Annotated in this window: 9 protein-coding genes and 1 pseudogene; 2 read left to right on the top strand and 8 right to left on the bottom strand. The window is 38.0% G+C overall.

Translation table 11 applies throughout. The features are described from left to right. Nucleotides 1-24: 24 nt before the first annotated feature. Nucleotides 25-3,705 (bottom strand): AAA family ATPase, encoded by a 3,681-nt coding sequence (locus tag PVK62_RS03625; protein WP_274444579.1) that lies wholly within the window; start codon nucleotides 3,703-3,705, stop codon nucleotides 25-27. After that, a complete protein-coding gene (gene sbcD, locus PVK62_RS03620) occupies nucleotides 3,702-4,946 on the bottom strand; it encodes an exonuclease subunit SbcD (protein ID WP_274444581.1) in 1,245 nt (414 codons plus the stop codon). The genes PVK62_RS03625 and sbcD overlap by 4 nt, the downstream gene beginning before the upstream one ends. A 184-nt stretch (nucleotides 4,947-5,130) precedes the next feature. Here sbcD and PVK62_RS03615 point away from each other — a divergent pair, with 184 nt between their 5' ends. Next, nucleotides 5,131-6,147, top strand: coding sequence for an endonuclease/exonuclease/phosphatase family protein (locus PVK62_RS03615; RefSeq protein ID WP_443111754.1), 1,017 nt, complete (start codon nucleotides 5,131-5,133; stop codon nucleotides 6,145-6,147). A 49-nt stretch (nucleotides 6,148-6,196) separates the two neighbouring features. Here PVK62_RS03615 and queD read toward each other — a convergent pair whose 3' ends face one another. Continuing rightward, nucleotides 6,197-6,559: a 6-carboxytetrahydropterin synthase QueD gene (gene queD, locus PVK62_RS03610; protein WP_061002237.1), complete on the bottom strand. Its 363-nt coding sequence runs from the start codon at nucleotides 6,557-6,559 to the stop codon at nucleotides 6,197-6,199. A 267-nt stretch (nucleotides 6,560-6,826) separates the two neighbouring features. Between queD and asnS the strand changes: the two genes are divergently transcribed. Next, nucleotides 6,827-8,227 (top strand): asparagine--tRNA ligase, encoded by a 1,401-nt coding sequence (gene asnS / locus PVK62_RS03605; protein WP_274444583.1) that lies wholly within the window; start codon nucleotides 6,827-6,829, stop codon nucleotides 8,225-8,227. Nucleotides 8,228-8,379: 152 nt separating this feature from the next. Here asnS and PVK62_RS03600 read toward each other — a convergent pair whose 3' ends face one another. The 5 genes and pseudogenes from PVK62_RS03600 to PVK62_RS03580 all read right to left on the bottom strand — a co-directional run bounded on the left by PVK62_RS03600 (nucleotide 8,380) and on the right by PVK62_RS03580 (nucleotide 14,195). After that, nucleotides 8,380-8,928: a YcbK family protein gene (locus PVK62_RS03600; RefSeq protein WP_274444584.1), complete on the bottom strand. Its 549-nt coding sequence runs from the start codon at nucleotides 8,926-8,928 to the stop codon at nucleotides 8,380-8,382. 174 nt (nucleotides 8,929-9,102) lie between these two features. Next, complete coding sequence (locus PVK62_RS03595; protein ID WP_274444586.1) at nucleotides 9,103-10,638, bottom strand: L,D-transpeptidase family protein; 1,536 nt, start codon at nucleotides 10,636-10,638, stop codon at nucleotides 9,103-9,105. 177 nt (nucleotides 10,639-10,815) lie between these two features. Continuing rightward, the gene (locus PVK62_RS03590) at nucleotides 10,816-12,138 is read right to left on the bottom strand and encodes a methyl-accepting chemotaxis protein (protein WP_274449339.1); all 1,323 of its coding nucleotides are present in this window, start codon (nucleotides 12,136-12,138) and stop codon (nucleotides 10,816-10,818) included. A 299-nt stretch (nucleotides 12,139-12,437) separates the two neighbouring features. Then, nucleotides 12,438-12,689: pseudogene (locus PVK62_RS03585) on the bottom strand (IS1 family transposase); the annotation flags it as partial. 105 nt (nucleotides 12,690-12,794) lie between these two features. Next, nucleotides 12,795-14,195 carry an amidohydrolase gene (locus PVK62_RS03580; protein WP_274444590.1) on the bottom strand — a complete coding sequence of 467 codons (1,401 nt, stop codon included), beginning with the start codon at nucleotides 14,193-14,195 and terminating at the stop codon, nucleotides 12,795-12,797. Between the last annotated feature and the right edge of the window lie 55 nt (nucleotides 14,196-14,250).

Raw genomic sequence — 14,250 nt, 5'->3', positions numbered from 1 at the left:
TTTACTGCATTACATTGTGCAAAATTAACTGACTTTTTTATATTGTTTTTCTAGCTCACTCACGCCTAATCCACTGCGTTTGGTGACTTTTATTTGAACTGGAATACGTTCTTTCATTGCTTCAATGTGGCTTATTACACCGATCATTTTTCCTGATGCATTTAAGTTATCTAATGCATCAAGCGCCATGTCTAACGTTTCACTGTCTAGCGTACCAAACCCTTCATCTAAGAACAGTGAATCAATGCTTGTTTTGTGACTCACCAGATCAGAAAGTGCCAATGCAAGCGCCAAGCTCACTAAGAAGCTTTCACCACCAGATAATGTTTTTGTATCACGAACCACATCGCCCTGCCACGTATCCAGCACTTGCAGCTCTAATCCATCACTGGCTTTACGTTTAAGCTCATAGCGGCCATGTAAGCGAGTAAGCTGCTTATTGGCTAAATAGACGAGATTTTCTAACGTTAATCCTTGAGCAAATTTACGGAATTTATCCCCTTTTTGCGAACCAATTAATGAGTGTAGATATTGAATATCATCGTATTCAGACTGATACGCTTCAATCGCTTCAAACAAGGCTTTTTGATTGGTTTTACGCTCGCTGTCTGAACGTAATGCTTGAGCGATTTCACCATCACGCTTCACTAACGTCTCAGATTGAGATTTCACTTGAGCTAACTCAGCCTCAACCGCTTCTTTTGGCATTAATTGCCACTCAACGGCTTTTGGCGCTTGATAATGCTGCTCTTTGATTTGCTGTGTACTCTCTAGTAAAGCGCCAGTTCGCTCAATTGCTTGTTGTATTTCAGTGTTTAAGCTTAATAGCTGTTGGCGCTCTTCTTCTGATATCAACGCCTCGTGGAATAGCTCAAGCGTTTCCAATGGACTTTCAACTAAAGCATCTTGCCACGCAGTAGTTCTCTCTAGCATTAACGTTTCACAGCTTGCGTGGCTTTCTATCAGGCTATTTAGCTTGCCCTTTAAAGTCGCAAGATCTTGTATCAATGTTTGTGATTTTTGTTCTTCAGCGTGATAGTTTTGCTCTGATAGCGTCAGCTTTTCAGTCATGAGAGTGCGCGCAGCTCTGATCTCTTGTGTTCCAAATAACTCAGCCCGTTTTTGCTGGTGTTGTTCCAACTCACTCGCTAACCTTTGCACTTCAGTTTGAGAAACCTGCTGCTGAGAGTTTAGATCTTCTAACTGCTCTGCGAGATGGCCCTGATCACTTTGCATTTTTTGCTGCTGTTGAAGCAGTGCTTGACGATTTTCGACTTGCTGTTGAATTTGCTGTAAATCTTGTTCTTTTTGCACAAACCAAGATTGAATTTGAGTAAACTCTGGGGCAGTAAACCCAGCTTGCTCAATCTCTGTGGTTAACTGTTGATTCAAGTCTGTTTGATGTTGTTGTAACTGCACTATTTTTTGATTGTCATCTTGCAGCTGCTGAGTTGCCGCTTGATGTGATTGACGATCATAATTAAGATCTTTATTTAACGTATCAAGGCGATGCTGAACTTGTTGTAATTGAGTTTGATGAACTCGGCGCTTTTCATCTGCTTGGCGTAATTGTTTTATCTGCTCACTTAAAGTGAGTAACGACGCTTCACATTCAGTCATAAATTGAGTAATACCATTGGTATCTCCCAACGCTAAAGTGAGTTGCGTTACTTCCATTAATGCTGACCATTGTTGCTTGGTCATTTTTTCCGTTTGTTGCCATTGAATTAATTGAGTTTGGGTGTGCTCTTGTTTTACTTTTAATGAATCTAGCTGCTCACGTACCGATTGACCTTGCGCTACAATCTCAACTCGCTTTTGTTCTGCCTCTTTTTTACGTTGTATCGTTAGATTAATATCTAATGCTTGGGCTTTTTCTAGTAGCGGGTGATGCGTTGAACCACACAATGGACAATCATGATCTTTTTCTAATAAAGCACGATACTTAACCAGATCACCTTCTTGCTCAATTAACGTCGTTAAATCTAAGATTTTCTGATCTTGCTGCTTACAGGCAATAACAAGTTCAGCACGCTGCGATTCTAATGTTAGAATCGTTTCACTCTGCGTTTTTTGGTCTTCGCTTAACGTCTGTTGTTCTTTTTCAGCACGTAAAAACTCATTATTAGTATGATTCAACTCTACACGGTAATGATGACGAGTATTAAGTGCATTGATTTGCTCTGTTAACTCCGTTTCAGTGCCTTTTTCTTGTTGCTGTTTAAATACCAGTTCAGCATTTTTCGTTGCTTCTGTTTCATTATTTAATGCGCTTTGAACTTGCGTTAATTCCGCTTCTTTTTGACTTATGCTCTCAAGTAAAGTTGCGACTATTTTATTGGTTTGCTCAACTTTACTAGCTAAAGATGCAGTTTCTTTATCTTGTTGTAAAATATAACTAACTTGAGTCTTCCATTGACCTAAATAACGCTCTAAATTCAAATCTGATTGATGTGTTTCTACATAGCGATTCAGTACTGCTAATTTAGAGGTTAACTCTGTTAATGATGCCTCTAATAGTTGTTGTTTATTACTGCCATCTTGAAGACGAGTATTCACTTGCGTGAGCTGTTGCTGCTTTTCTTGCGATTGTTGAATTAACTGTGCAATCGCAATATCTAGCGGTTGCACTGAATCATTAATCAATACTTCTAACGATTTACTCTCAACCTTAACGCTATCAAACACTTGCTTTAATTGCCTAACAGTTAACTCAATAGCCTCTCTCTCACTTGATGTTTTCTGATGTAATTGCTCAGTCAGTGTTCGCTCTTTTACGATACCATCAAAGCGAGTTTGTGCTTCTTGCCATAATTGATATGGTGTACGTAATTTTTCGGCTGGTTCACTTTGCGCCAAACGGTGTAGCTGAGTACTCGCTTCTTTTTGTTTATCTAACGCGAACTGGTTATTTTCAACCGCTTGCTGCCACTGGAGTTGGTTTTTCGCATCTGCAACCCACCACTCAACATGTGCTTGCCATTCTGCTAGTTGAGCTTGCTGTTGCTGTTGATTGGCTTGCAGTTCAGTTTGCTCGTCGATTAAGGCTTGCTTATCTTCTTCAGAAAGTAGCTCAACCCCTTCTGCTTTGGCTTTAAGCTCGGCCAGTTTCTGCTTTGAGGCACTGTAATGCTCATGCACTTTCTCTGAGATCTGACCGTAGATCTCAGTGCCAGTCAGCTCTTCTAATAAACCGGCACGATCATTGGCATCGGCATTTAAAAACGCCGCAAATTGACCTTGAGAAAGCATCATGGATTTTGTAAATCGAGAAAAATCTAAACCCGTAATGGTATTAATTAACTCATCTTTCTTTTTGACTTGCGTTGCTAATACTTTTTCAGAATCCACTTCAGCAAGTTCTACTGTTGCAGATTGCAAGTTTCCATCGACCTTGCCACGAGAGCGACGCTGACTCCAAAACGCACGATACGCTTTGCCTTTTACTTCAAACTCGACTTCCGCAGAGCATTCCGCCGTACCACGCGTCATGATCTCATTGCTTGAGGTTGAAATACCACCAAGGCGAGGCGTTTTATGATAAAGCGCTAGACAGATCGCATCTAAAATCGTCGTTTTACCCGCCCCTGTTGGGCCTGTAATCGCAAACAATCCGTTTTCAGCAAAAGGCGACGCTGAGAAATCAATTTTCCACTCCCCTTTTAATGAGTTTAAATTTGAAAAACTTAGACTTAAAATTCTCATGCATCACCTTCTTGTGGATCGGTATCTTTGTGTTCTACTTCTGACAAAATCTGCTTAAACTTAGTCGTCATTCGCTCTGCGCGTTGTTGCTCTTTTTCTGTTTCAAACGTCTCTTGCTCTATACGTTTAGTAAACACATCAAAAGGCGTTAACTCCGCTAGTGTTTCTGTTTTTTCTTGCGCTAAGGTTTGTTCACTGCGATTTCTTGCTCGACGTAATTGCAGCACTTCTACATTCAAATCTTGAGTTAAGGATTGAATTCGTTGCTGTAGATCGGATAAATAGTCTTGAACTTCAACTTCAATGCATAGCCAAGTGGTTTCTTCACACTCTGTAAATTGCGCTAATTCTTGCTCTATTGTCTCTAAATCGCCTTTTAATGCCTTCATTTGTTGAAACATAGGGACATTAATCGGGGTAATTTGAGTTACGCTTGCTTTATCAAACTCCACCAGCACCACTTGTTTTTGAGATTTTAATTCATCAAAGCTTAATGGGATTGGTGAGCCGGAATAACGAATATGCTCAGATTTAGCCACAAGTTGAGGGCGGTGAATATGACCAAGCGCGATGTAATCTGCAGGCGGGAAACCATCGGCAGCAAAGCCATCTAATGTGCCAATATAAATATCACGAACTGAATCTGATTGTTTAACGCCTAATGCCGTTAAGTGACCCGTTGCGATAATAGGTACATCTAGATCTAACTCAGATCTTAACTCTAGCGCTTTTTGATACAACTGATGATAGTGCTGTTTAATCGCTTCACCGAGCGCTTGTTGTTTCTCTACACCGGTTGAGCCTGCCACACTAGTGACAACGTCACGTGGGCGAATAAATGGAATCGCACACAAAATAGCGCCCACTGTACCATCACTGTTTGGAAGCGTTAATAATTGAGTGGATAAGTCATCATTGGTATTCGCAATGACTCGTGCGTTTAAATGAGCTAACAGTTGTTTTGATTCATTGAGTGTCGAAACCGAATCATGATTGCCACCAAGCACGATCAATTCGCAGTTTACTTTGTTCATCTCCACCACAAATTGGTTATACATTTCACGCGCGTAACTTGGCGGCGCGCCCGTATCAAACACATCACCGGCAATGATGACCGCATTAATGGCATTTTCTTGGACTTGTTCAAGTAGCCAACTAATGAATTTTTGATGCTCATTACGACGACTTTTAGTGAAGAAATTTTGACCTAGATGCCAATCAGAAGTATGTAAAATACGCATAAATATCAACTTGTTTGATGGATAGAGAAGACGATACCCATTTTATACCATCTGGGAGCGAAACTATGTACTTTTATAAGCTTTTAAACTTAAAACTATTAGCAGGTGTTGACCTTACTTCATGCTGTTATACTTTGTTTAATAAACGTCTATTCCATCGATAATAACAACATGAGTATCTAATTTGCCATCTCCTGAAAGCCTAACGTTTACCACCATCAATATGTTCAACTTTGTTGAGCCGCCTAATGCATATTACGATTTTGAAAATATACTAACTCAAGATGAATGGCTGAAGAAACAAGGCTGGTTTAAGGATAAGATCACCGCGTTAAATTCTGATGTAATTGGTTTTCAAGAAGTTTTCAGTTCAAGCGCTTTAGAGGCTTTAGTTTATGAGCTTGGTTATTCCTATTTTGCCACTGTCGATGAACCAAAATCTGAAGATGGCTATGTCTTCAACTCCCCTGTGGTTGCCTTTGCTTCACGTTATCCAATTTTAAATGCTCAACCAGTGATTGCCGAGCAAGCTCAATTATCTCGCTTTGGGATTGAATTTGAATTTAATCGCGTACCTGTCCATGCCTCTATTGAGCTACCTCATCTTGGGATTACTGACTGTTATGTCGTTCACTTCAAATCTCAGCGCCCTAAAGAACCAGAAGAGAGTAACGAAACGGATGAAGAGAACCGTTCTTCTCTTCATCAACTTCATGATGAACAATTGGGCTCTTGGCTTTCGACGGTTCAGCGTGGATTAGAAGCGAATATTCTACATAACTATATTGTTCAGCAACGCAAAGAATCAAACCAGCCTGTAATTATAATGGGCGATTTTAATAAACCTTTGTTTCATGATGAATTTCAAGGGCTGCTTTCTCATGAACTTCGATTCGATAAATTCAGTACCGATTATCTTGCTCGATTTCAGCTTAAAGACAGTTGGGATATTTATTGTGGATTAAAAGGCGCAGATTTATTGGAAGAGCGAGTAAGTACCCATTACTACGGATCAAAAGGGTCTGTATTGGATTACATCTTGTTATCTAACGAATTTGATAGCTCATTTTCGGGCAATATTTTAGAAGTCGTTGATTATACGGTGACAGATCAACATATTGTGAACCCTAGATTTGATATTGACCAATTCAGTACCGATCATGCGCTAGTTTCAATTACTGCACATATACGGCAGGCATAAAAAAGGGCTGAATAATTCAGCCCTCTCTAAACATGACAGTTAATTTAGATTACTCACCGCGGTAAGTACAACCTGCAGTACATGTTTCTTTAATTTCAATTTTGCTTAGTAGTGGCAAACTTGGTTTTACTTCGTTCCAAATCCACTTAGCTAAAACTTCACTTGTTGGGTTTTCTAACCCTTCAATGTCGTTTAAGTAATAATGGTCAAGGCGATCATAGGTTGGTTTAAATGCCGCTTTAATTTCAGAGAAATCAATTACCCAACCCGTATGTTGGTCAACTTCACCTTCAACATACAAACGAACTAAAAAAGAGTGACCATGAAGACGACCACATTTATGACCTTCTGGTACATGTGGTAAATGGTGTGCTGCTTCAAACATGAAGTCTTTATATAGTTCAGTTGTCATTAGTTAAAATCTCTATTACCTATATTATGAAGCAGCGATAGTACTCTACTTCCCTACTAAACAACAAGACTCACAACCTGTAAGTTACCTATTACCTTGTAATATTGGCGATTTTTTCGGCTAATTTAGATCGAAAATTGATTCTTATTCTGAAAAATCACGTTTATAGAACAACAACACTTGAAGCTATCAATAAGAAAGGTAATATGTATTTCTTGAAATAAAAATATTCGTGCATGTAGCACAACAATGGAGAATGTAATTAACATGACTTACGCGCCTGTAACAGACGTATTAAGCGGCAAACTAGCGGTTGACAGTGAAGTAACTGTTCGCGGTTGGATCCGTTCACGTCGCGACTCTAAAGCTGGGATCTCTTTCCTAGCTATCTATGACGGTTCTTGTTTCGATCCGATTCAGGCCGTAGTTCCTAATGACTTAAATAATTACAATGACGAAGTTCTTAAACTAACAACAGGTTGTTCTGTTGAAGTAACGGGTACTATCGTTGCTTCTCCTGCTAAAGGTCAAGATTTTGAGCTAGCGGCAACTGAAGTTAAAGTTGTAGGTTGGGTTGAAGACGCTGACACTTACCCAATGGCTAAGACTCGTCACTCAATTGAATATTTACGTGAAGTTGCACACCTTCGCCCACGTACTAACGTGATCGGCGCGGTTGCACGTGTTCGTAACTGTCTATCTCAGGCGATTCACCGTTTTTACCACGAGCAAGGCTACTTCTGGATGTCTGCTCCGCTAATCACATCATCTGATGCTGAAGGCGCTGGTGAAATGTTCCGTGTTTCTACATTAGATCACGCGAACCTTCCTATGGATGACAAAGGCAATGTTGATTACGACAAAGATTTCTTTGGTAAAGAAACATTCCTAACCGTATCTGGTCAGCTTAATGCGGAAACTTACGCTTGTGCACTAAGCAAAGTTTACACATTCGGTCCTACTTTCCGTGCTGAAAACTCACACACAAGCCGCCACCTAGCTGAATTCTGGATGGTTGAGCCTGAAGTTGCTTTCGCTACTCTTGATGACGTAGCTAAGCTTGCTGAAGACATGCTTAAGTATGTATTCGAAGCCGTTCTTGCTGAGCGTCGTGATGACCTTGAATTCTTTGCTTCTCGCATCGACAAACAAGCAATCACTCGTCTAGAGCAATTCGTAAGCTCTGATTTCGCACAAGTTGACTACACAGATGCTATCCAAATCTTGAAAGATTCTGGCCGTACATTTGAGTTTGATGTTGAGTGGGGCATCGATATGTCTTCTGAGCATGAACGTTACCTTGCTGAAGAGCACTTCAAAGCACCTGTAATCGTTAAGAACTACCCGAAAGACATCAAAGCATTCTACATGCGTCAAAATGACGATGGTAAGACGGTTGCTGCGATGGATGTTCTTGCACCAGGTATTGGTGAGATCATCGGTGGTTCTCAACGTGAAGAGCGTTTAGACGTTCTTGATGCACGTATGATTGAGATGGGCATTGACCCTGAGCACATGGGTTGGTACCGCGATTTACGTCGTTATGGTACTGTTCCTCATGCTGGTTTCGGTCTTGGCTTTGAGCGTCTAGTATCTTATGTAACTGGTATGGGCAACGTTCGTGACGTTATCCCGTTCCCACGTACTCCACGTTCAGCTAACTTCTAATTTGTTTTTTCTTACAGAACATGAGCTCTGTAAGAATAGATTAAGTAGAAAGTAATGAATACAAAAATGGCGACCAATGCGGTCGCCATTTTTTTGCTGTTTATTTAACCTAACGGTCTGTTGAACCTTACGGGGTATAACCTAAACATTGATTACCAAAAACGCACTCTACCCGTATCAATATGAACAAAGTTACTGCCTGGATAATACCCTACTCCGCCCGCTTTTAATGATAATGCCGCTTTTCTCACTTCAGCCAATGGGACGCCTTCTAAGCGAAAATCCATGGCTTTGCCTAGCATATGCAAACTTTTTTTAGCAACACCACCTGACTTCGCACTTAGCATCTCATTTGTCGCAGGTGAACGATAGCCTGAGATAATTTGAACTTGTGTATCGCAGCCAATGACATTTTGAATCGCTGATAATTGGTCAAATAAGCGCTTGTCCATCTCAATACTTTCATTACGTCTGAAATCACGACATAAATGATTTAATTTTGCCAGTTCTATATTCTGATAACTTCGTCCATTGAAATATTCAGTCTGTAGTTCTTCACCAGTATGCAAATTATTTAATGCGAGTTTACGAGGTGACTCTTCAAATTGTAATGCGAAAGATAACGTAGGAAATAGACTTAAACCAGCAGTAGCAGCGCTACCAAGCAGGATTTTACGGCGTAATGGACTAAATTCAGACATACAGTAAACAGCTCACTTATAAATAGATCAATCAATAACTGAGCGAGAAGATACACACTTCCTCATCAGCGGTCAAATAATGAACAATATTATTTTTTAGCTAAAAACACAGTGAACAGCTTACTTATTGAACTATATCTATTTTTATACTCAATACTAAATGTCAATTATTGGTCAATTTTTAGACTTACTCCATTGATCATACTTATAAATATCATCTCTAAACTGAACTTGGTTCTTTTCATCAATCCACGCTGTCTGATAAATCGTATATACCGAGATCATTTGAGATAAAAATGCTTCTTTAGTTTCAGGTAACTGATGATAATTACGATACTCTTTTTTAGAAAAATGGGACTCTTTCATTAAGAGTTGGGCGAACTCCGACGCTCTTTCAACTCGAATACACCCTGAGCTATAAGCTCTCGTTTGTTTTCTAAAAAGTGATTTGGATGGCGTATCATGCAAATAAATGGCATTTCGATTAGGTGTATTAAATTTATAACGACCAAGCGCATTACTATTACCTGATTTTTGTCTCAACTTATAAGGAAAGGTTTCAATACTCATCTGTTCCCAATCGATATCTTCAATAGGAATAACCTCATCACTTAACCAAGTGGGTACAATTTCAAAGTTTTGTGCTTGTAAAAAGCCTTTATCATTAAATGCTTTTGGCAAAATATCTTCTTTCATAATTTTCGTTGGTACCTTCCACCTAGGATTGAAAACGATGGAATTAAGATATGTCGAAAACAATGGTGTTTTTCTTGCCAGTTTCCCTACAATCACTTTACTGTGAAACAACAGCTCATCTTCTTGCCAATATTGCATTTCATAAGATGGGATATTCACAAGCACAAAACGCGCTTTTTTATTTTCCCATAAGCGTAATCGCTGAATATTTAATGCCATGATACGAACACGCTCTTTTGCCGACATGTTCAACCAATATTTAGTTTTAGGTCCAATTATCCCATCAGGCAACAATCCGTGGCGCTTTTGAAAACGTTTTACAACATCAACAAGTTCTAAATTATAAAGACCGTTATCATGTAATAAGAGCTCTCTGCTTTCTTCTTTCGTCAGCTCGCCGGCAACATAAAGACGATTAACCAGCGAAACATAAGAGATCTCTTGGTTAGGCCTTATAAGTTTAGAAGAGGTTAGTTTCTCAATTGGCTCACTGTAAGGATCATAATAGCTCAACAAATGTCCGTAAAACCCCTCGTACTTCTCTGAGTTAGGAGCTAAAGTTTGGGTAAGGTAATCCAATCGTTCATCAGTAAAAGCACTATTTATTGAAGAGATAATCTGTGGGTAGGGTTCACCTATATGCTCATCAAGCCGACTACCAAAAAACCAACCGCGTCCTCTTTTTGGTATTTTAGATTGATAGGTAAGAAGATAAATTAAGGTATCTGTTGCTAAAATATCGTATTCCAGATCTTTTGAATTTTGTAAATGATAGTAGCGTTGCTCAAGAGCATTATTAAGATCAGCAAGAACCAATAACGCTAATTGATTTTCTAAGTTTTTCCGCGCGTTTGGTGAGTACCATTTCAGCTGTTCATTTTGATAAAAACGAGCAACTAATTGTGGATAAAATAACTGTGTTTCATGCTGTTCAACGTAAGCATCAATCTCTGAAGCATTCACAGGAAAAAGACCAAGTATTAACATAAAAAATAACGCAAAAAAACTACCCATCTGAATCCCTTATAAAAGTATCACTCTACTTTTATACTAGTATTCAATAAGTGAATATCAAGTCACAACATAATAATATAACTCTAACTATGGATAAAAAATATAAAACAGTGACTAGTTTTACTTAATCACTGCTTATATTAAAATAATGTCAATTTCATTTAGAAATTTAGTCCATTACTCAAATAATCCGTCAATCGTCTTAATTTTATCGACTTGAGTTTTTAGTATACTTCCTAGTTTTGATAATTCTTTTGCCTCGACGGAGGTTTCTTCCACAGAAGATGCATTTAAATTCACTACGCTATCTATCTCAAACATAACTTGATTCACTTGATTTAATCCATCCAATTGCTGCATTGAGGCCTTGTCTATATTTTCAATAATTATAGATACATCAGAGATATGTTTAGCTATCTGCGCCAAATCTACTCTGCATTTTTGGCTAATATCATTGCCTTTTTTAATGCTTTCGTTGGATTCTTGAATATATAAAGCAGATTCTTTAGCTGCTTGACTACTTCTTTCTGCAAGCTGCCTGACTTCATCAGCTACCACAGCGAAACCTCGCCCTTGTCCCCCTGCTCGAGCGGCCTCAATAGAAGCATTAAGAGCCAATAAGTTCGTTTGTGATGCTATATCAGCTATGATATTAATCACTTCACTTATCTTATTACTTGATTCATTAATTTCCATCATTGAATCATCTAAGTTCTGCATTTCTTTCGAGGCTTGAAATACGACACTTTTAGTGTCTGAGGAAAGCTTATTCGCCTTTGATACTAATTCGGTATTATTCGCCACTTCTTCTATAAAACAATTTAGGGTACTACTTACTTCAGTAATAGAGGAAGCTTGTTGAACTGAACCAACAGTCAGTAATTCGCAAGCTTCATTTAAATTAGTCGCCCCTGAAAATAAATTACTGCTCGCCATCTCAATAACGTCATAGATATTTTTCAATATCACTTTTTCTGTAACATCTTGAACTATTTCAATATGACCTATCTTTTGGCCATTGAGTCCAGTTAAAAAATTAGTTTCAACTTTGAAATTTTTATCCCATTGATTAAAATGTGTTATAGGCTTATTATTTCGAAGACATGTTATTCCACAATCTTTTGTGCCACATATTTTTGCACCCCAATCTGAACATAAAGAACCGAGTACATCAGTTCTTGTTACTCCCAATGGTTCTAATGCTGCTTTATTCAGAAATGTCCATTTCATATCCATATCAGTTACAGATATAGGCTGCTGAAATGCATCTATTATTTGTTCATAAAAATTGATTTTTTCATTAATTAATTTATTTATTTTCAAAAGACTAGCTCCCAACAAAAACAACAATGGGATAACTAAACACGCCAATAACGATGCAATATCACTAAAAGATACAACACTAATAACAACAAATAAAAGTATACATGATACTTTTATGTATCCATTTATTGTTATATTTTTAATTTTTATCATTTTTATCATTTTTACTATTTCCAACTAAATTACTAAGTACTGTCGAGGTCATTATCAACTCTTATTATATATTTAACTCTCAACTCAAATGACTAAATAAATAAAATATAAAATATAAAATATAAAATATAAAATATAAAATATACTTTACTCTTTATTCTTTATTCTTTATTCTTTATTCTTTATTCTTTCATATAAAAAGGTCTACATTTGATATAAACAATATTAGCTACATCACCTCTTCATATATTAAATAAGACTCTAATTTCAATAAAAACATTATAAAATCGGTCTCGACTCCAATCTGTTGAACACAACTAATACTAACGATCTATAAACGTTACAATAACCTTGTCGTGCATTTCTTCACTTTTAGAAAAACCTATTGTTTTACGTACTAATCGCTTGAGCCGAGTTTGTACATCAGGTTTATTCTCTGTGTATATATTTCCTATAGCGTGTACTCACGGTAGATTCGCTGAGTACACGCTATAGTTATTGGTACAGTAAAATAGGATAGTGAACGTTGACAGCAGCTTTTGCAGCTCATTAAATGTTTCTGTATCTCTAACGCCAGAACTATTCATTGCCATATCAACCTTGTAGGTCAACGTTAGTCAATAATTGGGTGAAAAACGTTCACGATCTTGCCCTGTTAAGGGAGTTCTACTAAACAGTATCTATTGAACAACCTCACCACTTTCAATAACGGTCTTGCGCACTATTTTTGTAAACTCGATCACTTCTTGGCGAATTTTATCTTCATCAACCGTTAGCATTTCACGATCTTTCATCAAGATATTACCATCAACAATAGTATGACGAACATTGCCTGAATTTGCAGAATAAACCAGTGCAGAATAAGGGTTATATACTGGCAGCATATTTGGCGCCTTTGTATCTACAACAATAATATCGGCAAGCTTACCAACTTCAATCGAACCAATTTTATCTTCCATATGGAGCGCTTTAGCTGCGCCCATTGTTGCCATATCAATAACTTTGATTGGAGGCATAGCTGCGCGGTCTTTATTTACTAATTTATGAACTTTAGCAACTTGGTTAAATTCATCAATAATACTTAATGTATTGCCTGACATTGGACCATCGGTTCCTAAGCCAATACGAACACCTTCATCGTACATTTTAAGTGCTGGAGAGACACCTTTAGCCGATTTAATGTTAGCACTCATATTATGAGCAACGCCCATATCAGACTCTTTAACTAACTCAATGTCTTTATCATCAATAAGAATCATATGCGCACCAATCAGGTTTTTATTAAGCGCACCAATGCTATGCATATATTCTACTGGTGACATTCCGTTAGCACGCTCAGCAATCACGTCCTCCTCGCGATCTGATTCGGCTAGATGGATCATAACTGGAACATCTAGCTCTAATGATAGCTTAGCAATTTTTTGTAGCGTCTCAGTTGTATTTGTATATGGTGCATGAGGAGCAAATGCAGGAGTGATACGAGGATGATCTTTATATTCTTCAATAAAGTTTAATGCGTATTGAATGCCTTCATCTGCATTTGCTGCATCAGCAACCGGAAATTTAATAACACTCTCACCTAAGATTGCTCGCATACCAATTTTGTCGACCGTCTTTGCAACTTCATCTTCAAAATAATACATATCCGCATAAGTGGTTACCCCACCCTTCACCATCTCTACGTTACCTAGATTAGCACCAATGCGAACCATATCGCGTGACACTAATTTTTTCTCTAGTGGAAAAATATAACGGTGTAAACGATCTGGAACATCATCACCTAATGAACGAAAAACAGTCATTGAAGCGTGAGTATGTGTATTAATTAAACCCGGTAGAACAATATCGCCATCCACATCTAACACTGTTTTGGCCGTGTAATTTTTTGCGATGCTTTGATCACCAACTGCAACAATTTTATTACCTTTGATGGCAATTACACCATTATCAAACGTTTGCTTAGATTCATTCATTGTAAGCAATGTTGCATCTTTGATCAGCAAATCGACTTGTTGTACAGCCAATGAAGAAAAACTAGTTGCTGCTATAGCAATGGCAACTAAGGTTTTTTTTAAATACATAAATATACTCACTAAAGAAAGATAGATAGCTAGATTTCAGGATCGGATGATATAC

The sequence above is a fragment of the Aliivibrio sp. S3MY1 genome (assembly GCF_028765575.1).
Taxonomy (GTDB): Bacteria; Pseudomonadota; Gammaproteobacteria; order Enterobacterales; family Vibrionaceae; genus Aliivibrio.
The sequence above is the reverse complement of the archived record's forward strand: the minus strand, read 5'-3'. Positions and strand labels throughout refer to the sequence as shown.

Excerpts from the sequence above, each read along its gene's own strand:
- asnS (WP_274444583.1), top strand. The coding sequence starts at position 6,827 with ATGACTTACGCGCCTGTAACAGACGTATTAAGCGGCAAACTAGCGGTT.
- PVK62_RS03625 (WP_274444579.1), bottom strand. The coding sequence starts at position 3,705 with ATGAGAATTTTAAGTCTAAGTTTTTCAAATTTAAACTCATTAAAAGGG.
- PVK62_RS03600 (WP_274444584.1), bottom strand. The coding sequence starts at position 8,928 with ATGTCTGAATTTAGTCCATTACGCCGTAAAATCCTGCTTGGTAGCGCT.
- sbcD (WP_274444581.1), bottom strand. The coding sequence starts at position 4,946 with ATGCGTATTTTACATACTTCTGATTGGCATCTAGGTCAAAATTTCTTC.
- PVK62_RS03595 (WP_274444586.1), bottom strand. The coding sequence starts at position 10,638 with ATGGGTAGTTTTTTTGCGTTATTTTTTATGTTAATACTTGGTCTTTTT.
- queD (WP_061002237.1), bottom strand. The coding sequence starts at position 6,559 with ATGACAACTGAACTATATAAAGACTTCATGTTTGAAGCAGCACACCAT.
- PVK62_RS03580 (WP_274444590.1), bottom strand. The coding sequence starts at position 14,195 with ATGTATTTAAAAAAAACCTTAGTTGCCATTGCTATAGCAGCAACTAGT.